This is a genomic window from Metalysinibacillus jejuensis, from assembly GCF_003057615.1.
Classification (GTDB): Bacteria; Bacillota; Bacilli; order Bacillales_A; family Planococcaceae; genus Metalysinibacillus; species Metalysinibacillus jejuensis.
In genome coordinates, this window is the sequence record NZ_QAFW01000007.1 from 13917 (window position 1) to 33928 (window position 20012).

Here is a 20012-nt window from a genome sequence, read left to right on the forward strand (position 1 = left end):
TTGAGACACGTTATATAGTAATACTTTGTTAAGGAGTTAATACATGTTTGTAATATGTTTGTAATAAAACTTCTGTAAAGTAAGCCTCAGTGAGTTACAAAACACACCATTTGGAGGAAATAAAATTGAAAAACAAAATCGTTGCTCTTATTGGAGCATTACTATTTAGCGCAGGTATTTATGCATCATCAGCAAGTGCAGCAGAAGCACCAACACATATCGTACAACCTGGTGAAACATTATGGTCAATTTCTAAAGTTTACGGCACAACCATTGAAGAGTTACAAAAAATGAATAATTTACAATACAATTTAGTATACCCAACACAAAAATTAGTTGTAGGTGAAGCACCAAAAGAACCAGTAGTACAAGCGCCAGCACCAGTTAAACCATCAGTAGAAACAATTAACGGTAAAGAAGTAGCGCGTACACTGCGCGTTTCAGCAACAGCTTACACAGCATATTGCTACGGTTGTTCAGGTATTACAGCAACAGGCATTAATTTACGTGCTAATCCTAACTTAAAAGTAATCGCAGTGGATCCACGTGTTATTCCACTAGGTTCACGCGTTTGGGTTGAAGGTTATGGAGAAGCAATCGCAGGTGATACAGGCGGTGCAATTAAAGGGAACCGCATCGATGTATTTATTAATAACACAAACCGTGCTTATGCGTGGGGACGTAAAATGGTAACAATAAAAGTATTAAAATAATAGAGCTATCTTGGGCTCTCTATGGCGTCAGCTTCGGCTGGCGCTTTTTTTGTACAAAAAAATCACTGCCCAGTAAAGAGCAGTGATTTAAACGTTTATACTTGTTGTAAATCTACTACGACACCAGTACGTGCGTCCGCTGCGAATTCAAATGTTTCGGTAGCACCGTCATTTACGCGAGAAATACCACCGCGGTAAACAGGAATTGTTGATACACCGTTTGAGAATTCTTCAGTTTTCATGAAAATCCAAGAACCGTCAATTGGCGCTACTTCTTTGAATTCATTTTTAATGTTTTCAAGTACTTTGTTTGCTGGTTTATACGGAGCAACTTGCTCGCTTGTTTCTTTAATGATGACAGCGACAGCTAAGCCTGTAGCTACGCCAATTAAAAAGTCACGTAATTTCATTATAGAAAACCTCCTATTAGATAATAACTTTATTTTACCATAGCTTAGTTATATAATGCACCCTAACTGGTATGTTACAATAAAATAAAAGCTAGCATGCTAGCAAATGCATATCATAAAGGGAGAGTCAACAATGAATGAAGCAACATTAGCGATGTTTAAAACATTAACGGAACTTCCAGGTGCACCTGGTGACGAAGGAGCCGTACGCCAATACATGCGTAGCGAATTACAAAAAACAACGGATGACATTATTCAAGATAAATTAGGTAGTATTTTTGGTATACGTAAAAGTAAAAATGCTGATGCACCAACGATTATGGTTGCAGGGCATATGGATGAAGTTGCTTTTATGGTGACGTCAATTACAGATAACGGCATGATTCGCTTTCAACCATTAGGTGGTTGGTGGAATCAAGTAATGTTAGCACAACGCGTAGATGTGTTTGCAAAGAATGGTAAGATACCAGGTGTAATTGCATCTATCCCGCCTCATTTACTAACAGATGCTGAGCGTAGTAAGCCAATGGACATTAAAAATATGCTAATTGATATAGGTGCGGATAGCAAAGAGCATGCACAGCAATTAGGTATTCGTCCAGGTCAATCGATTATCCCAGTATGCCCATTTACGCCAATGGCCAACCCTAAAAAAATTATGGCTAAAGCATGGGACAATCGCTACGGTTGTGGTTTAGCGTTAGATCTTGCTAAGGCACTTCATGGACAAGAAGTTAGCAATCATTTATACGTAGGTGCTACGGTGCAAGAAGAAGTAGGGTTACGCGGCGCACAAACTGCGGCTAATATGATTAAGCCAGATCTATTTTTCGCACTCGATGCTTCGCCAGCAAATGATGCAAATGGTGATAAAACACAGTTTGGTCAGCTAGGACAAGGACCATTACTACGTATTGTAGACCGTACGATGGTAACGCATCGGGGTATGCGCGAATATATTTTAGATACAGCTGAGAGCAATAACATTCCGTATCAATACTTTGCCTCACAAGGTGGTACAGATGCAGGTCGTGTGCACCAATCACAAGAAGGTGTGCCAAGTGCAGTAATTGGGATTTGCTCACGTTATATTCATACGGCAGCTTCTGTTATGCATGTGGATGATTATGCTGCAGCAAAGGAATTATTAATTAAATTAGTACAAGGCGTAGACCGTTCAACGGTTGATGCCATTCGTGCTAACGTATAATTTGACAAAGAGCTCCTTAGAGGGCTCTTTTTGTAAGGAGAGAATCGTTATGAAAATTATAATAGGCACGAAAAATAAAGCGAAAGTGCAAGCGGTTCAAACTATAGTATCTCAGTTTTACGACGCAGAATTTGTCTCATTAGCAGTGCCGTCAGGGGTTAGTGAACAACCAATGAGCAGTGAGGAGACGCGACAAGGTGCTATTCATCGGGCACGACATGCTTTTGTTGAAGGTGCTACAATGGCGTTTGGGTTAGAAGGCGGTGTGACATTAGTTGATGGCCAACTGTATATTTGTAATTGGGCAGCACTTGTTACCAAAACAGCTACATATACGGCAGCAGGTGCACAAATTCCACTTCCTTTAACGGTTGCTCAAGCTGTGCAAAATGGCGAAGAGTTAGGTCCAGTAATGGAGCGTTATACAAAGCAACAAGATGTAAGGCAAGGTTTAGGTGCAGTGGGCATTTTTACTGATGGTCTCGTTACACGCCAACAAATGTTTGAACACATTTTATTATTGCTTCTTGGACAATACCGCTATCGATAAGCGCAAAATTTGCAAGTTCATATAAATTTTTCTACACTTGTTAAGATTAGAGGAGGCGTAAAATGAAAGAACAACAAATGGTTGAAGCGATTAAAGCACGTTTAGGTAATGATCAATTTACGTATACATTTGATACAGAAACAAATCGTTTACGTTTACAACATAATAAAACAGAGCGTGGAATGGAAATCGCCATTTCACAAGTAGTAGCAAAATACCAAGAAAAACAACAAGCTGCTATTGATGAAGTGGTTTATACGGTGCAGCAAACGTTTGCTGCGATGACACAAGAAGCAGTAGAAGGTTTTGTTGGTAAAAATACGATTTACCCTGTTGTGCGTTCTACGTCTTTTCCGCAAAAATCTAAAGAAGGCAATACTTTTTTAACGACTGAACATACGGCAGAGACGCGTATTTTTTATGCGCTTGATTTAGGTAATACGTATCGCCTTATTGATGAAAGCATGTTGCCTGAACTTGCGCTAAGCGCTCAGCAAGTAAAAGAGGCTGCACGCTTTGCTTTAGGTGGACTAGGCACAGACGTTAAGCGTGACGAAGTAGCGGGGAGTATTTTTTATTTTGTAAATTATAATGATGGTTACGATGCCAGTCGTATTTTAAATGAGAAATTTTTACAACAGATGAGAGAAAAAATACAAGGCGATATGACCTTGTCAGTTCCGCATCAAGATGTTTTAATTATTGGAGACATTCGCGATGAAGTAGGCTATGACGTATTAGCTCAGCTAACGATGCATTATTTCTCGGTTGGTATGGTACCGATTACATCATTATCCTTTGTTTATGACAATGGTGAGCTAGAGCCAATCTTTATTTTAGCGAAAAATAAAAATACTAAAGGAGCAAAAGAATGAATATCGCATATAACCGCACGCACGTAGGCGACGTATTACTCGTACAATTAGCAGATGAGGCGATTGTAAAAACGAAAGTAGAAAAAAAGGGAGATGTTGCTTTATTAAAAGAAGCATCTACCGGGGAAGTAAAGGCACTGAATTTATTCAATGCGAGTAACTACTTAACGATTGCTACAGAAGGTATTGTAGAGGTGACGAAGGAAGTAGTTGAAGCATTAACACAAGCACTAGCAAAAAATGACGTGACAGTAGATTTAGACGTAGATTTTTCGCCTAAGTTTGTTGTAGGGCATGTAGAGACAAAAGAAAAACACCCAAATGCTGATAAATTAAACATCTGTACAGTAAATGTTGGTGAAGAGACATTACAAATTGTATGTGGTGCCCCAAATGTTGAAGCGGGTCAAAAAGTTGTTGTCGCTAAAATTGGAGCCGTTATGCCTTCGGGAATGTTAATAAAAGAAGGGAATTTACGTGGGGTGGACTCATTTGGTATGATTTGTTCAGCGCGTGAATTAGCAATTCCGAATGCGCCATCTGAAAAAGGAATTATGGTTTTAGCAGAAGATGCAAAAATCGGTGAACCTTTCGAAGCATAAATAACTTACAATCGCGGTATTTTTTATGCCGCGATTTTTTTATGCAACTTATCGCGTAGTGACGCGCTTTTCAAAAGAAATTAAGCGGGAAATATGGTATTCTTGGATAAAGCAACTGTGAGAAATCATGCAGTAAAATGTTTAGGAAGTGAGTGAATGCGATGAATTGGTTTAAAAAACAAATCAATAAATTATTTGCAGTCGACGAAGAAGTAGTAGAGCAACCACAACAGCCACAATCCGTTACGCCACCGCAACCACAGCCTAGGCCACAAAAACAAAGGGACTTTACATTTCCATTAATTCCTGATGAACAACAAACTGTACAACCAACTGTGGAAGAAAATGCAACAGTTGATGTGGATATATATGAAATCGAACAGCCTAAAATTAGTGAAATTTTAGCTGAGCGTTCAACAAAAAAGAAAGTGTACCGTATGAAGCGAGCACCCCTTAGTACTGAGCCTACGATTAGAGATGTTATTAATGCTAAGCGAGCAACCGATTTGCCAAAAGCGCCTACAGTAAAGCCACAATCACCGGTTGTAATACAACCTAAAGAAGCAACAACACCAATTAAGTCAACGCGAAAAACACCGTTTAAAGCCACAGATGTTCCTTCACCTGTACATGGCTTTATGAAACCATCTGGCTTAAGTAAAAAGTTAGAGGAAGCGCGCCAGCAATCTAAGCAGTCGCCACAACCGAAGCCTGTTCGTAAATTGCACGTCGTAGCACCTGTTGCAAAAGAAGGAATTCGTGATACTTCGTCAGTAGTAACACAAGATCTAACGCACACAGCGACGAAGAGCCCAGAGGTAAAGGTAGAAAAGACGAGTAATCAATTAGGTAAAGTAGCACCAATAGTTGAAGTACAAACTGTAGTAACTAAGCCACCACAAGCGGTAGTAGATGGAGCAAGAGACTCCCTCACACGAGGCGCATTAGAGAATAGAGCAGTTCAATCAGAAGCTACAGATGTAGTAGAAGCATCAGTACCTGCATTAGAAAATGAGACGGTTCAACCAGAAGCTACAGATGCCGTAGAAACAGTAACACCTGCGTTAGAAAGTGAAATGGTTCAATCAGAAGCTACAGATGTAGTAGAAGCATCAGCGCCTGCATTAGAAAATGAAATGGTTCAATCAGAAGCTACAGATGCCGTAGAAACAGTAGCACCTGCGTTAGAAAGTGAAATGGTTCAATCAGAAGCTACAGATGTAGTAGAAGCATCAGCGTCTGCGTTAGAAAATGAAGCGGTTGAATCAGAAGCTACAGATGTAGTAGAAGCATCAGTACCTGCGTTAGAAAATGAGACGGTTCAATCAGAAGCCACAGAAGCAATAGTAGAGACAGCACAACAAATACCTACTGAACATGCTACTGTACAGGAAGAAAAAGTTTTACCGTTTAATGTCATTATGTTGAATAGTGATAAGCAGAAATTAGCGCAAAAAAAAAGCCCTCAATTAGCTAAAGGTGAAGAGGTTCAACCACAACCTGCAAAACGACAATATGTTAAGCCAGCGGGTTCACTTCTCATTGCGCCTGAAGAAAATTTAGAGGATTATGCATGGATGGATGCACAAAGTGAACAACTCGTAGAAGCGCTATCTCACTTTCAAGTAGAAGCTGAAGTGGTAGATATTGTGCAAGGACCGGCTGTTACGCGTTTTGAAATTACGATTGGTCAAGGTACGAAAGTAAATAAAATACGCAATCTATCAGATGATTTAAAGTTAGCATTAGCAGCTAAAGATATACGAATTGAAGCACCTATCCCTGGAAAAAGCTCGATTGGTATTGAAATACCAAATCGCGTAAGTCGTCCTGTACGTTTAGCCGAAGTTATTCAAAGTGAATCTTTCGAAGCGGCAAACTCTCCGATGCAGGCGGCGTTAGGGCTTGACTTAACCGGGCAGCCAATTAGCGTAGATTTACGTAAAATGCCACATGGCTTAATTGCCGGGGCTACGGGTTCAGGAAAGTCGGTATGCATTAACTCTTTACTCGTAAGTTTACTTTATAAAGCTGCGCCTGATGAGCTCCGCTTGTTACTCATCGATCCAAAATATGTGGAGTTGGCTTCTTATAATGATATTCCTCATTTAGTGACACCTGTTATTACAGACCCTAAAATTGCGACGAATGCGCTAAAATGGGCAGTGAGTGAGATGGAAAACCGTTATAAATTATTATCAGCAGCGAAAGTACGAAGCATTGAAAAATATAATCAATTAGTCGAAGCGCATGATAACATACAAAATAAAATGCCTTATATGTTAATCGTAATTGATGAATTAGCTGACTTAATGCAAACGACAGCTAATGAAGTAGAAGAGGCGATTAACCGTTTAGCACAGAAGGCTCGCGCTTGCGGCATTCATATTATCGTAGCAACACAACGCCCTTCTGTGGATGTGATTACAGGTGTTATTAAAGCTAATATTCCAACACGTATGGCTTTTTCTGTGTCCTCACAAATTGATTCACGCACCATTTTAGATGAGCAAGGTGCCGAGCGTTTATTAGGGCGTGGCGATATGCTTTATAGGGGAAGCGGCATGTCAGCGCCCATTCGTTTACAAGGTACATTTGTGACAGATGAAGAAATTGAAGCAGTTGTCGCTCATGTGAAAAGCCAAGGCCGTCCGCATTACTTATTAGAAGAGGAAGCATTAGCGACGAAAAATGTAGATATTGCGGAACAAGATGAACTTTATGAAGCCGCGTGTCATTTTATTTATAAAACAGAGCGTGCTTCTGCATCGGCGTTACAACGTCAGTTTTCAATAGGCTATAATCGTGCTGCACGTATTATCGATCGTTTAGAAGAGCAAGATTTAATATCTAAAGCAGTAGGTAGCAAACCACGTGATGTATATATTACACAAGATTACTTAGACGAGATGTTTGGGTAAGCGCTGTTTAAACGTGTTGAAAATGGTATACTATTATGGAAAAATGATTGATGAATGACCATAATGGGTATAGTATGAAACTATTCGTGCAATAAACAAGCAGCGGAACAGGCTTGTCAAAAAAAGTGCAATATTACTTGCACAGTTTACTTCGTTTATTAAGGGATGTAGTTATCCCAGGGGGTTTAAATAATGACACTTTTTCACTTTACAGGAATTAAAGGTTCTGGCATGAGTTCACTCGCGCAAATTTTACATGATGCAGGGGAACAAGTGCAGGGATCTGATATTGAAAAATACTTTTTTACAGAGGCACCGTTACATGAACGTAATATTACGGTCCTGCCATTTAATGAGGATAATATTAAAGCGGGTATGACAATTATTGCGGGTAATGCATTCCCAGACGATCACCCAGAGCTGGTACGTGCTAAAGAGTTAGGCGTAGAAGTAATCCGTTATCATAAATTTTTAGGTGAGTATATTAATCGCTATGTTTCTGTTGCTGTAACAGGTGCACATGGTAAAACATCAACGACAGGACTACTGTCACATGTTTTAGGAGGCTATAAGCCAACATCTTATTTAATTGGAGATGGTACTGGCGTAGGTCATAGCGATGCATCTTTCTTTGTGCTAGAAGCATGTGAATATCGCCGTCACTTTTTAGCGTATCATTCAGATTATGCGATTATGACAAATATTGATTTTGATCACCCTGATTATTTCGCAGACATTGATGATGTATTTGATGCATTTCAATCATTAGCCCATCAAGTAAGCAAAGCGATTATTGCTTGTGGCGATGACGAGCAATTACAAAAAATTCAAGCGAACGTGCCTGTAGTGTATTATGGCTTTAGTGAATCGAATGATTTCCAAGCGCGTAATATTAAAAAGACTACTGATGGTACAACTTTTGATGTGTACTTACGCAATGACTTTTATTATACGTTCCATATTCCGCTGTACGGTGATCACACCGTTCTCAACACGTTAGCGGTCATTTCGTTATGCCACTATGAAAATATTCCAGCTGAGATTGTACAAGCCCGTTTATCAACTTACGGCGGTGTTAAACGACGTTTTACACAAACGACAATCGGGCATACTATTCTTATAGATGATTATGCTCATCACCCAACAGAAATTAATGCGACGCTTCAATCAGCCCGACAAAAATTCCCGGATAAAGAAGTGATTGCTGTATTTCAACCACATACATTTACACGTACGCAAAAGTTTTTACAGCAATTTGCGGATAGTTTAGCACAGGCTGACAAAGCTTATTTATGTGATATTTTTGGCTCTGCTCGTGAGCAACAAGGTGAGTTAACAATCTCTGATTTAATTAATTTAATTGAAGGTGCTGAGTCATTGTCGGTAGAACATATCGATGTACTCGCTAAACATCAAGATGCCGTATTTTTATTTATGGGTGCTGGTGACGTTAATAAGTTCCAAAAAGCATTTGAACAATTATTGCAAAATAATTAAAGGGATTTCTTTGCGCGTGTCGAATTTAAGTACATATGCGTAAATCTAAATAAAACTACTAGTAGGAGGTTATTCGTATGGAAATCGTATTATATGTTGCAGCATTAGTTGCAGCCGTTGCTTTTCTAATCTTATGTGTTAGTTTAGGCATGACATTATTTACTGTTAAAGATACGGTAAAAGAGTTAACAAAAGTATTAGGTGATATTGAAGGTCAAATGCAAGGTATCACACGTGAGACAACATTCTTATTAGAAAAAACAAATTCACTTGCTGAAGATATCCAAGACAAATCACAACAACTTAACACTGTAGTCGGTGCTGTTAAGGGCATTGGTGAGTCAGTAAATGGTTTAAACAATTCGGTACAGCGCATTACATCGTCTGTAGCATCTAGCGTGGAAACAAATAAAGATCAAATTGCTCAAGTTGTACAATGGAGCAATGTAGCAATGGGTATTGCAGATAAATGGAAAGAGCGTAAAGCGGATGAAGTCCAAATTACGACAGTTAAAGCAGAAGGAACGCCGAAAAAGCGTTTTTGGAAGCGCAAGAAGTAACTAACACACAAAGGGGTGTAGTTGTATGACTGAACAAAAGCCAAATTATAATGTAGTAAAAAAAGATTTACCACAAGTTTACAAAGAGGAACAAGTGATTTATGAATCATGTAGCACGATGAAAGAATTTGTCGTTGGTGCTGTAGTCGGTGGTGTTATTGGCGCAGCTATTGGTTTACTTGTAGCGCCTAAAGCAGGCAGTGAATTACGCGACGATGTTGCTACGCAAGCTCTTAGCTTAAAAGATAAAAGCCTTGCCTTGTCTACTTCTGCAAAAGATAAGACGACACAACTTTCTCAACAGTTGCAAGAACAAACTACGCAGCTCGTGGATAAAGTAAAAACATTAAAGGCCGATAAGCTACCGTCAGATGACGGCACTGTATCCGTCGAAGGCGAAGAGCCACTTGATGATTTACCACAAGCATAACTAATAAAAATGCCCAAAGTGCACGCGCACTTTGGGCATTTTTTATTCAAAAGTAATCGTTAATGTATCGCCGCCGAAAATTAAACTATCAAAACCAACCTCTTCATTATTCCGTAGTACTTTAAAGCTAGTAGCTGTAGCAGGTAACTGCCAATCAGAAAAGCGAAAAACGTCTTGGAAAATAAAAGGTGATGTTTCTCGTGGGATAAATGTTAATTGAGAGCCGTTCGTCACGACTGTTTCAGGTGTGCTAACAACACCATTCATATGAGCTTCGTTTTCAATTTTTTCTAAGGTAATTAATTGCCCTTGAAATGTTACGGTAATGCTCTCTACTAAGCGTGTACCGATTTCGTCGGCAATCATCGCAATGCTTGGCATCGTTTCTTGACGTAAAGAAATCGTATCCCCATCTTTAATAGGATAGCTTAATTTCGCGGGTTTATCATTTACCCGCAACTCTGCAGAGAAAGTAGGGAAGTGCATCGGTTTATGATCAATGAATAGAGAGAAACTACGTAACCGCTCGCGCAAATGTGTTTGCTCACTATAAAGCAGTGCATCCTCCACTGTTTGTGCGACGCTATACTGTATCGTATCACGGTCTTGTAAACGCGTTTGTAACGGCACAACTTTTTCGTTTACGGTAATGCGTGGTTGCAATGTATAGGTCTTGTTTTCAATTGTAATCGTAATAGGTGTAATATCATCTAGCATATCACGCAATGTTGCGGTTGCAGATTTGCCGTCTTTACCATCAATAATAGTAATTTCATCGTGAGAAGTGATGCGTGTTTTTGTGGAAGCAACTTCTCCGTTTAGTAAAATTGTAGCGGGTTGACCGTGTTCACCTGGAATGAAAATGTCTTGACCATTAACGGTTACTGCTAATGCTGCACCAGGTTTGCCGAACAGTTGTTTAGCTTTAATATTTGCGGCAAGCATGGCGTCACCAACGGTCATTTCTTTCACTTCAAATAAGCGCACAATTTGGCCATTCACTGTGAGTGACATGTATTGAATTGGCATTTTTTTAGCCGCAATTGCGATACCAATAGGTGTGACAAGTTCAGGGGTAGCTTCGATATGAGCTTCACGAGTAATTGTAGGGATTGCGTCAATACTCCGCACAGCAATGCGATTAGCAGGCAGTGCTAATGCTTCACTTAAGAGCGTAGGGAGCTCTGGCGTCAAACTACCGCCGCCTACTAGCATAATTGCTTTAGGCGGTACATTATTATTAAGCTGTAAAATTTCTTGACCAATTGCCTCGGCTAGTTGTTGCACAGTAGGCAATACAGTTTGTAAAATTTCTTCTTTCGTATACTGTTGATCAAAGCCTAAAATATCTTGCATAACGATAATGTCTTCTGTAGCGAGTTGTCTTTTGATATGCTCTGCGACAGGAAAGTCCAGTAAGTAGTTATCGCTTAGTGCTTCTGTAATTTCATCACCGGCTGTGGGTACCATGCCATAAGCAACAACTGTATTTTGATCCGTAATCGCAATATCTGATGTCCCTGCGCCAATATCAACGAGCGCGACATTTAACCTGCGCATCGTTTGCGGAATGAGCACGTTAATCGCAGCGATAGGCTCGAGTGTGAGAGCATCCATTTCTAAGTCGGCACGTTTTAAGGCGGCGATTAAAGATTCTACTACTACCCGTGGCAAAAATGTAGCGATAACTTCTACGGTAGCTTCTTCACCTTGTTGATCAAGCAAGCTACCAATTGTTTCATTATCTAAACGATAATGCAAAACGGAGTAACCTACACAGTAATAGTGTGAGGTCTTTGTATCTTCACGTTGTTGAACGAGCTGTTGCTGAGCTTGTTGAACAGCTTGTAGTTCTAAGCGGTTAATATCTTCTTCAGTAAAAATAGCGCGGTTACGAATATTGACGCTTATTGTAGCTGTCTCTGTTTTAAGTGATCGCCCTGCAGCTGCTACACTTACTTTTGTAAGAGGGCCGTGCTTTTCTTCGAGTGTTTGTTTAATTTCGGCAATTAATGATGCAACATAAATAACATTATGAATTTGCCCATCCACCATTGCGCGCTCTTTATGTTCTTTTACAATAATATCTGCAACATGATATGTGTCATTCGCTTCTTCTAAAATAATACCGACAACGGAGCGTGTACCGATGTCGAGTGCGAATAATTTTGTAGACAAATGAAACCGCTTCCTTTCTATAACTTACGAATAACACTTTAGTGGTTTAAACTGCTAAAATGTTTTGCGTGACATTCTGTGCTATATTGATTATAATAAATGTATTCAATAAAATGTAACATAGTTTTCAGACTTCTGAAAGAGTCTGACAGTTGGAGAGAGGGGAAAGAATATGAGTCAACAAGATTTAGATGGTTTACGCGGTCAAATTGATGACCTAAACCTAGAGATTTTACGCTTAATTAATGAGCGCGCTGCAGTAGTAAATGAGATTGGCAAAATTAAAGAAAAGCAGGGCGTACATCGTTATGACCCACTACGCGAGCGCCATATGCTAGATTTAATTAAAGAGCATAATAATGGTCCATTAAACCAAATGACGGTTGATTATATTTTTAAACAAATCTTCAAGACAGCATTAAAGCAATTAGAAGCTGAAAAGAAAAAAGAACTATTAGTATCACGTAAACAAAAGCCAGTCGATACAATCATTGATGTAAACGGTGAGAAAATTGGTGACGGTAAACCTTCATTCATTTTCGGTCCGTGTGCCGTAGAGTCTTACGAACAAGTAGCAGCCGTAGCACAGTCTATAAAAGCTAAAGGTGAGAAATTAATTCGCGGTGGCGCATACAAGCCACGTACATCTCCGTATGACTTCCAAGGGCTTGGCCTTGAAGGTCTGAAAATTTTGAAACGTGTATCAGATGAATATGATTTAGGCGTAATTGCTGAGATTGTAACGCCTGCGCATTTAGACGAAGCATTAGATTACATTGACGTTATTCAAATTGGTGCGCGTAATATGCAAAACTTTGAATTATTAAAGGCGGCAGGTGCAACAAATAAACCTGTATTACTTAAGCGTGGTCTTGCTGCAACAATTGATGAGTTTATTCATGCGGCAGAATACATTATGTCTAAAGGGAATGAAAACATCATTTTATGTGAGCGTGGTATTCGTACTTATGAAAAAGCGACGCGTAACACATTAGATATTTCGGCAGTTCCTATTTTAAAACAAGAAACACATTTACCAGTATTTGTAGACGTAACACATTCAACAGGACGTCGTGATTTATTATTACCGTGTGCTAAGGCAGCGATTGCTATTGGTGCTGACGGTGTTATGGCTGAAGTGCATCCTGATCCATCAATCGCACTATCAGATTCGCAGCAGCAAATGGATATACCAACATTTGATGCCTTCTACAAATCCATTAATCAATTTATGAAAACGCACGAAGTAAACGCGTAAGCAGATAAAATAAATTGACGATATAACAGGGGGAGAAGTCGCTTTATTGCGGTTTCTCTTTTTTTACTGAAGTGCAGTGAAAATTTAGCTTCAATGTTGAAAAAAAGATTTACTATAGCGTATGATTAAGAGAAGAATTGGAGGGCGTTAAACAATGACAGTCACAATTTATGATGTCGCAAGAGAAGCTAGCGTATCAATGGCAACGGTGTCGCGCGTAGTAAATGGCAATCCTAATGTTAAACCAGCTACACGCAAGCGCGTATTAGAAGTAATTGAGCGCCTAGGTTATCGACCAAATGCAGTTGCTAGAGGACTTGCTAGTAAAAAAACGACTACTGTAGGGGTAATTATACCGGATATTTCAAACAGTATTTATGCAGAACTTGTCCGAGGCATTGAAGATATTGCAACAATGTATAATTATAATATCTTTTTGGCTAATACAGACCAAAAAGAAGCGACACTCTTACGTGTAATTGACACGATGTTAGGCAAGCAAGTTGATGGCATCGTATTAATGACAGATGAGGTTACAAAAGCGGTTAAACAAGCGATGGAAGCTTCGCCTGTACCTATTGTACTTGCGGGTTCTGTAGACGAAACAGAAACGATACCTTCCGTAAATATTAATTATTTTGATGCGGTGTATGAAGCGACTTCGTTATTATTACAGAATAACGAAAATGTAGCCTTAATCGTTGGGCCAGAGACGTATACAATCAATCGTATTTACAAAGTAGAAGCATACCAAAAAGCTTTAGCTGATGCAGGTAGACCTTATCATGAACAGCTCGTTACGTCAGTTACTACAGGCTATGAGGGCGCGATTACAGCTGTCGAAAAGATGGTGCAACAAACAATCGAACCTACAGCGTATTTAGCAGGAAGCGATGAAATCGCCTTAGGTATTATTCACGGTTTACAAGATAATAATAGACATGTACCAAATGAAGTAGAAGTTATGAGCTGTGAAGACACAAAGCTTGCACAGATGGTTCGCCCTAAATTAACAAGTATTGTACTGCCGCTCTATGATATAGGTGCTGTGGCTATGCGTCTATTAACAAAGTTTATGAACAAGGAAGAAATCGAAGAGCAAACGGTTATCTTACCTTACCGTATTGAATGGCGAGACTCAACAAAAAAATAAAGAGGTGATGCGGCAAAGTCTTTGAATGTTAAAATAAAAGGCGCATAGCTTCCTGATGAATAGTAGGATGCCATGCGCTTTTATTATTTTGTGCTACGAATAATATGTAGTGCTTTATCGAGCATCATAGCGTTTTTTTCTTCGATTTCAGCTTTGCGCGGAATCGCCTCATAAAGTGGTGATGGATCTTCCCATGTAGGGATGAGTGGTACAGGAGATTCTGGTTGCCAGCGATCCAACCAAGCTTGTGGTAAGGAACCAGTCGGCATCGGCTGATCGGTCATTTCGGTCCAAATAAGTGACCACGCGCGAGGTACTACGCGCCAAATATCATAACCACCGCCACCTACCGCAATCCATTTACCATCGCAGTATTCATGCGCTAGTTTGTGAGCGAGCTTTGGAATCTCTTGATAAATATTCATTGTCCCATATAGGTGGGTTAATGGATCAAAGAAGTGAGCATCTGCTCCATTTTGTGTTAGTACAACATCAGGTTTGAAAAATTCAAATACTTCACGCATTGCCTGTTCATAAATAGTAAGGAAGCTCTCATCTTCGGTAAAGGCATCAATTGGAAAATTAAAGGATGTACCATAGCCCGCTCCACTTCCACGTTCTGTAATATTGCCTGTCCCAGGAAATAAATATCTTCCTGTTTCATGAATCGATAATGTACAAACGTTAGGATCGTCATAAAAACTCCATTGTACACCATCACCGTGATGAGCATCAGTGTCTACATAGAGCACGCGTGCTCCGTACTTTTCTTGTAAGTATTTGATGGCAACCGTACTATCATTGTAAATACAAAAGCCGGATGCGCGTCCTTGAAAGCCGTGATGTAGCCCACCACCTAGGTTTAATGCATGTTCTGCCATACCCGTCATGACAGCGTCTACAGCTGTTAAAGTACCACCTACTAACTGTGCACTTGCTTCATGCATATTTTCAAAAATAGGCGTGTCTTCTGTGCCAATGCCATAAGGCTCGCCTTGATTTTCTAGCAACTCCCCATGTCCAGCTTTTTTAACAATTTCGATGTATTTTGCTTCATGTGCAAGAAGCAATTCTTCATCTGTTGCTACGCGTGCAGGAATGATTGCAGCGTCATCTAAGGCATTACTATTTTTTAATAAATCCATCGTTAACGTAAGTCTTTTATGATTGAAAGGATGTGTATCTGAAAATTTATAGCCTAATTGTTCAGGTGAGTAAACAAAAACTGCTTTTTTCATTTAAAATTCCACACCAGGATATTGAGGGCCGAGTACATCAAAGCCCTCTTTTAGTAATGCTTCAATCAATTCAATAGGATTTACGGTTTGTACACGAATGGATAATACACGATGGTTTTCACTTTTCTCATCAGGATAAACGAGTACGCTTTGCACATTAGTATTAGTACTCGCCATAATTTGTGTAATATGCGCTAATGTACCAGGCACGTCCTCGATACGAATTTCGATTTTGGAGCCTGGTTGATGAGCGCCTGTTAATTCTACATACGTATAGAGTAAGTCGGTAGTCGTTACAATGCCTACAAGCTCACCGTTTGAAATGACAGGTAAGCAGCCGACTTTAGTGTCATAAAAAGTTAAGGCCAAATCTTCTACGGTGTCGAGAGGGTGCGCCATAATAGGATTTTTAATCATAAACTGATCTACGGTAACATCTAGCAAGTGTTCACGTTCATTTGGCTCTAAAGAAGAAGGTAGTGCCTCTTTTAAATCGCGTTGTGTTACTACCCCAATAACTTCACGCTGCGCTGTAATAATAGGAATATGACGAATTTTTTTCTCGCGCATTAATTTCATAGCATCTCGTATCGTATGTTCTTTTGTTAACGTATACGGCGCGCTATTCATAATTTGTTCGACTAACATGTTAACATCTCCCTTTGTATAATCGTACTGCTAATACATAAAGCGACTCGCAAAGCGTAATTTATCGAAGCGCTCTAATGTATCTTGTTCTACACGTTTCCCCACACGTGCCATTAAGCAGTTGGCAGGATGCGAAGTAATTTCAGGATCGTCTGTTGCATAATATTCAAATCCTTGCGTACTCATCATCCTTTCCATCATTTTACGGTAATCCCATACATTTAATCCAGTACCTTTTAAATCCCAGTGCCAATAATACTCAGTCGTCATCACTAAATAGTCTTCCATTTCGTCTCCCATAAACGAAACTTCAAGCAACGCTTTACCTGCGCCAGTGCCGCGGTATTCTTTAATTACTTCGATGGCACCTAGTTCAATCATATTAGGAATAGGATCTTCAGCCCAACGCTCTTGTGGGTCAGGATATAAATATGTGACATAGCCGACAATGATATCTTTATTACGCATAATAATAATGCGTCCTTCTTCTAATTTTGCAATACCAATAATGGCTTCATGTTGTTGCTTTGGTAATCGAAAAGCGACAAGGCCTTCATGAAAAGTATAGGTAGCTAAATCTTCTGGGCTGACAGGACCTTCTACAATAACAGTACCATGTTTTGTTTCTTTTTCGATTGAGTAAAATGTTTTTTTATGCTCCATTATCAAACACCACCTGAATTTTATAAACTCATTATAACGGATATTATGCGAAAATACGCTATTTTTTGCGAAATATACATAAAGTTTTTAAAAAGTGTAAATTTTAAGATAATTGAAAGGTGGTAATGATAGAATAGTAAATATTCTGTTATATAACAAAGGGGGAAATACAAATGCAAGCAACAGAAGTGGAGAAATTAAAAGCAAAAGCAGGGGATTATTTATTACCAGACTATGAAGCTGTAGCACAGACTCATAATTGGGAAGATACCGAAAAGCAATTTAGCTGGTATACGACAGGCCAACTTAATATGGCGCATGAAGCTATTGACCGTCATACCTCGACTTATCGCAAAAATAAAGTTGCACTTTATTTTGATGACGGCAAACGACGAGAAGCTTATACGTTTAATGATATGAAGATGAAAACAAATCAAGTGGCAAATGTATTGCGACAAATGACAACACTTGATAAGGGTGACCGTTTATTTATTTACATGCCACGTTCGCCAGAGCTTTATTTTACACTGCTTGGTGCATTGAAACTAGGTGTTATTGTAGGTCCTTTATTCGAAGCTTTTATGGAAGCTGCCGTCTATGACCGCCTCGATGACAGTGACGCAAAAGTTTTAGTGACAACAAAAGAATTATTGCAGCGCGTACCACTAGATAAATTACCACAAATTGAAAAGGTTTTTCTTGTAGGGGATGACATTGAAGAATCTGAAAAAATTGTGGATTTAACAAAGCAAATGACAACAGCAAGTAAGCATTTTGATGTCGTATGGGTAGACTGCGAAGATGGCATGATTTTGCATTATACTTCTGGCTCGACAGGTACACCTAAGGGCGTACTTCATGTGCATAATGCAATGTTACAACAATACCAATCGTCTCAATGGGTACTCGACCTACGCGATGATGACATTTATTGGTGTACAGCGGACCCTGGTTGGGTAACGGGTACCTCTTATGGCATCTTTGGTCCTTGGCTAAATGGTGTCACAATGCTCGTGGTGGGCGGGAGATTCTCACCTGAAGCTTGGTATGGTGCGTTAGACCGTTATAACGTAACGGTATGGTATAGCGCACCAACGGCATTCCGTATGCTAATGGGAGCAGGGCAAGGTTTGCTCGAACGCTATGATTTAAGTGCGCTACGCCATGTGTTATCTGTTGGAGAGCCCCTTAATCCCGAAGTTATTCGTTGGGGAATTAATGAGCTAGGTCACCGCATTCATGATACGTGGTGGATGACCGAAACAGGTGCACATATGATTTGTAACTACCCGTCAATGGCAATCAAGCCTGGTTCGATGGGAAAACCATTACCAGGTGTGTATGCGACAATTGTTGATGACCAAGGCGAAGAAGTTAAGCCTTATACGATGGGTAACTTAGCTATTCGCCGTGGATGGCCTGCTATGATGCGTGAGATTTGGGGTAACCAAGAGCGTTATGATTCTTACTTCTTAAAAGGTGAGTGGTATGTGTCAGGGGACTCTGCTTATATGGATGGGGATGGTTACTTCTGGTTCCAGGGACGCGTAGATGATGTCATTATGACAGCTGGTGAACGTGTAGGACCTTTCGAAGTAGAAAGTAAACTACTTGAACATCCGGATGTATTAGAGGCAGGGGTAATTGGTAAGCCGGACCCTGTGCGTGGCGAAATTATTAAAGCGTTTATTGCGTTGCGCGAAGGTGTAGAACCAAGTGAAGCTTTAATAGAAGATATTCGCACATTTGTAAAAACAGGTTTAGCTGCCCATGCGGCACCACGTGAGATTGAATTCAAGGATAAGTTACCGAAGACGCGAAGTGGTAAAATTATGCGTCGTGTGTTAAAAGCTTGGGAACTCGACCTTCCAACAGGCGACTTATCTACTATGGAAGATTAAACATACAGCTTACTTGCATGAATATGCGAGTAAGCTTTTTTTGTTAAACGATAAAGAATTGTATAAAAATAAATAAAAATGCGGTTGACTTAATATTTATACAGACTTATACTAGGTTTAACACATTTCAGAGGTGAAGAAAATGAAAGTTGGAATTATTGGAGCTACAGGATACGGTGGTTTAGAACTTATCCGTTTCTTGCACAATCATAAAGAGATGGCAGAATTACACTTATTTACTTCATCCGAAGAAGGCGTGTCATTCTCACAAAAATTTGGTCACTTAACACATATTGTTGACCATACTTTGCAAAAAATAGACAATGATGTACTAGCTGAGTTGGATGTTGTATTTACGAGTACACCAGCAGGCGTTGCAAGTAAACTTATGCCTTCGTTAATCGGAAAAGGTCCGAAGCTGATTGATTTATCGGGTGACTTCCGGCTGAAGGATAGCGCATTATATGAAAAGTGGTATAACAAACCAGCTGCTGACGCTAAAGCGGTAGCGCAAAGTGTTTATGGTTTAACTGAATGGAATGCAACAGCAGTAAAAGACGCTGCATTAATTGCTAACCCTGGTTGTTACCCAACGGCTACTTTGCTTTCTGTTTTACCATTAATTAAACATAAACTAATCGATCCAAGCTACCTTATTGTAGATGCTAAAAGCGGGATTTCTGGGGCTGGTAATAAGCCTTCGCAAGGGACGCATTTTAGTGAAGCTAATGAAGGGTTCTCGATATATAAAACGAATGAACATCAGCATATTCCTGAAATTGAACAAGCGATTAAAATGTTTGCAGGAGCAGATGCAACGATTACATTTAATACGCATCTCGTACCGATGACACGTGGTATTTTAACGACAGCTTATGCGCCGGTTATGCCAAATGTTAGCGAACAGCAACTGTATGAGTGTTTACAAGCTACTTATAAAAATCACCCATTTGTACGTGTAGTACAAGATGCAAATGCTATTAGTACAGGACGCGTGAAAGGTTCAAACTATTGCGACATGTTTGTTAAAGTTGATCCTCGTACAAACCGTGCGACGATTGTAAGCGTAATTGACAATTTAGTAAAAGGCGCTGCTGGTCAAGCGATTCAAAATATGAATGTGCAATTTGGTTTCAATCAAATGACTGGTTTAGATGTTGTGCCGCTATTTATTTAACTAAGCGCCTCGCTTTATGCGAGGTGCT

At 39.7% G+C, this 20012-nt stretch carries 18 protein-coding genes; 13 read left to right on the top strand and 5 right to left on the bottom strand.

Translation table 11 applies throughout. The annotated features are described in order from the left end of the window. The first annotated feature begins 125 nt into the window (after window positions 1-125). Window positions 126-713, top strand: a complete 588-nt coding sequence (locus DDE80_RS03940; protein WP_108306384.1) for a 3D domain-containing protein — start codon at window positions 126-128, stop codon at window positions 711-713. Between the two features lie 95 nt (window positions 714-808). On the opposite strand, the gene DDE80_RS03945 is transcribed toward DDE80_RS03940, so the two are convergent. Then, a complete protein-coding gene (locus DDE80_RS03945) occupies window positions 809-1123 on the bottom strand; it encodes a hypothetical protein (RefSeq protein WP_108306385.1) in 315 nt (104 codons plus the stop codon). Window positions 1124-1256: 133 nt separating this feature from the next. Between DDE80_RS03945 and DDE80_RS03950 the strand changes: the two genes are divergently transcribed. From DDE80_RS03950 to DDE80_RS03985, 8 genes are all read left to right on the top strand, one after another. Next, entirely contained in the window at window positions 1257-2333 is a 1077-nt protein-coding gene (locus DDE80_RS03950) for a M42 family metallopeptidase (protein WP_108306386.1), read from the top strand. 49 nt (window positions 2334-2382) lie between these two features. Further along, window positions 2383-2883 (top strand): DUF84 family protein, encoded by a 501-nt coding sequence (locus tag DDE80_RS03955; RefSeq protein ID WP_108306387.1) that lies wholly within the window; start codon window positions 2383-2385, stop codon window positions 2881-2883. A gap of 62 nt (window positions 2884-2945) precedes the next feature. Next, the gene (locus tag DDE80_RS03960) at window positions 2946-3758 is read left to right on the top strand and encodes a DUF1444 family protein (RefSeq protein ID WP_108306388.1); all 813 of its coding nucleotides are present in this window, start codon (window positions 2946-2948) and stop codon (window positions 3756-3758) included. Beyond that, complete coding sequence (gene ytpR / locus DDE80_RS03965; protein ID WP_108306389.1) at window positions 3755-4360, top strand: YtpR family tRNA-binding protein; 606 nt, start codon at window positions 3755-3757, stop codon at window positions 4358-4360. Before DDE80_RS03960 ends, ytpR begins: the two co-directional genes overlap by 4 nt. Before the next feature lie 161 nt (window positions 4361-4521). Continuing rightward, on the top strand, window positions 4522-7281 hold the full coding sequence (locus tag DDE80_RS03970) for a DNA translocase FtsK (RefSeq protein WP_108306390.1): 2760 nt from the start codon (window positions 4522-4524) through the stop codon (window positions 7279-7281). 192 nt (window positions 7282-7473) lie between these two features. After that, entirely contained in the window at window positions 7474-8778 is a 1305-nt protein-coding gene (gene murC / locus DDE80_RS03975) for a UDP-N-acetylmuramate--L-alanine ligase (RefSeq protein WP_108306391.1), read from the top strand. Window positions 8779-8855: 77 nt separating this feature from the next. Further along, window positions 8856-9338 (top strand): DUF948 domain-containing protein, encoded by a 483-nt coding sequence (locus DDE80_RS03980; RefSeq protein ID WP_108306392.1) that lies wholly within the window; start codon window positions 8856-8858, stop codon window positions 9336-9338. 25 nt (window positions 9339-9363) lie between these two features. Beyond that, window positions 9364-9768 (top strand): YtxH domain-containing protein, encoded by a 405-nt coding sequence (locus tag DDE80_RS03985; RefSeq protein WP_108306393.1) that lies wholly within the window; start codon window positions 9364-9366, stop codon window positions 9766-9768. A gap of 42 nt (window positions 9769-9810) precedes the next feature. On the opposite strand, the gene DDE80_RS03990 is transcribed toward DDE80_RS03985, so the two are convergent. Next, window positions 9811-11946, bottom strand: a complete 2136-nt coding sequence (locus DDE80_RS03990; protein WP_108306394.1) for a cell division FtsA domain-containing protein — start codon at window positions 11944-11946, stop codon at window positions 9811-9813. A gap of 172 nt (window positions 11947-12118) precedes the next feature. Here DDE80_RS03990 and DDE80_RS03995 point away from each other — a divergent pair, with 172 nt between their 5' ends. Next, window positions 12119-13204 carry a bifunctional 3-deoxy-7-phosphoheptulonate synthase/chorismate mutase gene (locus DDE80_RS03995; RefSeq protein WP_108306395.1) on the top strand — a complete coding sequence of 362 codons (1086 nt, stop codon included), beginning with the start codon at window positions 12119-12121 and terminating at the stop codon, window positions 13202-13204. 154 nt (window positions 13205-13358) lie between these two features. Next, window positions 13359-14357: a catabolite control protein A gene (ccpA, locus tag DDE80_RS04000; RefSeq protein WP_108306396.1), complete on the top strand. Its 999-nt coding sequence runs from the start codon at window positions 13359-13361 to the stop codon at window positions 14355-14357. An 83-nt stretch (window positions 14358-14440) separates the two neighbouring features. Here the strand turns inward: ccpA and DDE80_RS04005 are convergent, their stop codons facing one another. The 3 genes from DDE80_RS04005 to DDE80_RS04015 are packed head-to-tail and all read right to left on the bottom strand — an operon-like array spanning window position 14441 to window position 16906. Beyond that, window positions 14441-15595: an acetoin utilization protein AcuC gene (locus DDE80_RS04005; RefSeq protein ID WP_108306397.1), complete on the bottom strand. Its 1155-nt coding sequence runs from the start codon at window positions 15593-15595 to the stop codon at window positions 14441-14443. Continuing rightward, window positions 15596-16243 carry a CBS and ACT domain-containing protein gene (locus DDE80_RS04010; protein WP_108306398.1) on the bottom strand — a complete coding sequence of 216 codons (648 nt, stop codon included), beginning with the start codon at window positions 16241-16243 and terminating at the stop codon, window positions 15596-15598. A gap of 30 nt (window positions 16244-16273) precedes the next feature. Then, entirely contained in the window at window positions 16274-16906 is a 633-nt protein-coding gene (locus tag DDE80_RS04015; RefSeq protein WP_108306399.1) for a GNAT family N-acetyltransferase, read from the bottom strand. 173 nt (window positions 16907-17079) lie between these two features. Between DDE80_RS04015 and acsA the strand changes: the two genes are divergently transcribed. Beyond that, window positions 17080-18807 carry an acetate--CoA ligase gene (acsA, locus tag DDE80_RS04020; RefSeq protein WP_108306400.1) on the top strand — a complete coding sequence of 576 codons (1728 nt, stop codon included), beginning with the start codon at window positions 17080-17082 and terminating at the stop codon, window positions 18805-18807. A 142-nt stretch (window positions 18808-18949) separates the two neighbouring features. Then, entirely contained in the window at window positions 18950-19984 is a 1035-nt protein-coding gene (argC, locus tag DDE80_RS04025; protein ID WP_201261490.1) for an N-acetyl-gamma-glutamyl-phosphate reductase, read from the top strand. The last annotated feature ends 28 nt before the right edge of the window (window positions 19985-20012 follow it).

Excerpts from the sequence above, each read along its gene's own strand:
- DDE80_RS03945 (WP_108306385.1), bottom strand. The coding sequence starts at position 1,123 with ATGAAATTACGTGACTTTTTAATTGGCGTAGCTACAGGCTTAGCTGTC.
- DDE80_RS03950 (WP_108306386.1), top strand. The coding sequence starts at position 1,257 with ATGAATGAAGCAACATTAGCGATGTTTAAAACATTAACGGAACTTCCA.
- DDE80_RS03955 (WP_108306387.1), top strand. The coding sequence starts at position 2,383 with ATGAAAATTATAATAGGCACGAAAAATAAAGCGAAAGTGCAAGCGGTT.
- DDE80_RS03960 (WP_108306388.1), top strand. The coding sequence starts at position 2,946 with ATGAAAGAACAACAAATGGTTGAAGCGATTAAAGCACGTTTAGGTAAT.
- ytpR (WP_108306389.1), top strand. The coding sequence starts at position 3,755 with ATGAATATCGCATATAACCGCACGCACGTAGGCGACGTATTACTCGTA.
- DDE80_RS03970 (WP_108306390.1), top strand. The coding sequence starts at position 4,522 with ATGAATTGGTTTAAAAAACAAATCAATAAATTATTTGCAGTCGACGAA.
- murC (WP_108306391.1), top strand. The coding sequence starts at position 7,474 with ATGACACTTTTTCACTTTACAGGAATTAAAGGTTCTGGCATGAGTTCA.
- DDE80_RS03980 (WP_108306392.1), top strand. The coding sequence starts at position 8,856 with ATGGAAATCGTATTATATGTTGCAGCATTAGTTGCAGCCGTTGCTTTT.
- DDE80_RS03985 (WP_108306393.1), top strand. The coding sequence starts at position 9,364 with ATGACTGAACAAAAGCCAAATTATAATGTAGTAAAAAAAGATTTACCA.
- DDE80_RS03995 (WP_108306395.1), top strand. The coding sequence starts at position 12,119 with ATGAGTCAACAAGATTTAGATGGTTTACGCGGTCAAATTGATGACCTA.
- ccpA (WP_108306396.1), top strand. The coding sequence starts at position 13,359 with ATGACAGTCACAATTTATGATGTCGCAAGAGAAGCTAGCGTATCAATG.
- DDE80_RS04005 (WP_108306397.1), bottom strand. The coding sequence starts at position 15,595 with ATGAAAAAAGCAGTTTTTGTTTACTCACCTGAACAATTAGGCTATAAA.
- DDE80_RS04010 (WP_108306398.1), bottom strand. The coding sequence starts at position 16,243 with ATGTTAGTCGAACAAATTATGAATAGCGCGCCGTATACGTTAACAAAA.
- DDE80_RS04015 (WP_108306399.1), bottom strand. The coding sequence starts at position 16,906 with ATGGAGCATAAAAAAACATTTTACTCAATCGAAAAAGAAACAAAACAT.
- acsA (WP_108306400.1), top strand. The coding sequence starts at position 17,080 with ATGCAAGCAACAGAAGTGGAGAAATTAAAAGCAAAAGCAGGGGATTAT.
- argC (WP_201261490.1), top strand. The coding sequence starts at position 18,950 with ATGAAAGTTGGAATTATTGGAGCTACAGGATACGGTGGTTTAGAACTT.